At 74.5% G+C, this 1128-nt stretch carries 2 protein-coding genes; both read left to right on the top strand.

All coding sequences use genetic code 11. The annotated features are described in order from the left end of the window. Positions 1 to 490, top strand: a 490-nt coding sequence (locus AB0G02_RS41665; RefSeq protein WP_360806539.1) for a phosphopantetheine-binding protein, incomplete at its 5' end; no start/stop codon positions are given. After that, a partial coding sequence (locus tag AB0G02_RS41660) for an FAD-dependent oxidoreductase (RefSeq protein ID WP_360806536.1) occupies positions 487 to 1128 on the top strand: 642 nt, incomplete at its 3' end. The genes AB0G02_RS41665 and AB0G02_RS41660, both read left to right, overlap by 4 nt.

Raw genomic sequence — 1128 nt, 5'->3', positions numbered from 1 at the left:
GGCCCACCCGCAGAGCGGGCAGCGGCAACTGGCCGCCTACCTCGTCGTCGACCGGCCCGAGGACGCCGACCCGGCCGTGCTGCGGGCCGCGCTGTCCGACCAGCTGCCCGGCTACATGGTGCCCAACCACTACGTGACCGTCGACGCGGTGCCCCTCACCGCCAACGGCAAGGTCGACCACACCGCGCTGCCCGCGCCCTGGCGCGACGCGGCCGAGCCGGAAGCCCGGTTGGCGCCGCGCGGCGACGTGGAGCGCAAGCTGCTCAAGCTGTGGTCGGAGCAGTTGGGCCACACCGACTTCGGGGTGGAGGACGGGTTCTTCGAGGTCGGCGGCGACTCGCTGCACGCCGTCGGCATCATCGGCGCGCTGCGCTCGGAGTTCGGCATCGACGCCGCCGCCGAGCAGGAGATCATCGAGGCGTTGTTCAGCAACGCCAACGTGGCCGACTTCGCCAGGGTGATCGAGGCCGTCCGGGACGCGAAGCCGTGACCGGCGCACCGGAGTGGGACGTGGTCGTGGTCGGCGCGGGATCGGCGGGTTCCGTGGTCGCGGCCAGGCTCGCCGCCGCGGGACGGCGGGTGCTGGTGCTGGAGGCGGGCCCCGACCAGCCGCTCGCGCCGACGACGCCGAACCCGTTGCGGGACGGGACGAAGCTGATCCTGGAGGGCCACAACTGGGACTACCTGGCCAACCTGCGCGGCGGCGGCGCCGGTCGCGGCACGCGCGCGCTGTGGGGCCGGTTCCCCTACCGGCTGGGCAAGGTCGTCGGCGGGTCGTCCTCGGTCAACGGCGCGGTGGCCATGCGCGCCCTGCCCGGTGACTTCGCGGAGTGGGTCGACCTGGGCAACCCCGAGTGGTCCTGGGACCACGTCCTGCCGTTCTACCGCAGGATCGAGCGCGACACCGACTTCCCGGGCGGTGACCACGGCGTCGACGGGCCCATCCCCGTCCGCAGGCCGCACCGCGACCAGCTGCACGTGCTGGACGCCGCGTTCTGGGACGAGTGCGTGCGCGCGGGGCTGCCCGTGCTGCCCGACCTCAACGCCGGGGTGGCCGACGGCGTCGGTCCGGTGCCCGCCAACACCGTCGGCGCGGAACGGGTGGACGCCGCCGCGGCCTACCTGGCC

The sequence above is a fragment of the Actinosynnema sp. NPDC023658 genome, assembly GCF_040639995.1.
Lineage (GTDB): Bacteria > Actinomycetota > Actinomycetes > Mycobacteriales > Pseudonocardiaceae > Actinosynnema.
The sequence above is the reverse complement of the archived record's forward strand: the minus strand, read 5'-3'. Positions and strand labels throughout refer to the sequence as shown.